Genomic DNA, 248 nt, shown 5'->3' with positions numbered 1-248 from the left:
TAAATACAATATTGGTGGAATGAATTCTTCATACTTTATTGCCATAGGGAAATAACCATGTATTTATTTTCGCCAAGCACCCTGGGTTTTTATCCCATCGAGATGAAAGAAGAATACCTTACCAATGGTTCATTACCATCTGATGTTATAGAGGTTTCCGATAGCGTCAGAAATGAATATAACTTTGCACCACCTGAAGGCAAACAGCTAAGTTCCAGCCAAAATATGCCTGTCTGGATTGATATTCC

Annotated in this window: 1 protein-coding gene; it reads left to right on the top strand. The window is 37.5% G+C overall.

Annotated features, from left to right (window positions below; all coding sequences use genetic code 11):
* Positions 1 to 57 precede the first annotated feature (57 nt).
* A partial coding sequence (locus OGY33_RS24535; RefSeq protein ID WP_502873592.1) for a tail fiber assembly protein occupies positions 58 to 248 on the top strand: 191 nt, incomplete at its 3' end.

This window comes from Citrobacter sp. Cpo032, from assembly GCF_030332975.1.
In the GTDB taxonomy this organism is placed as follows: domain Bacteria; phylum Pseudomonadota; class Gammaproteobacteria; order Enterobacterales; family Enterobacteriaceae; genus Citrobacter; species Citrobacter portucalensis.
Note: the sequence above shows the minus strand (reverse complement) of the source record. Positions and strands in the feature narration are given on the sequence as shown.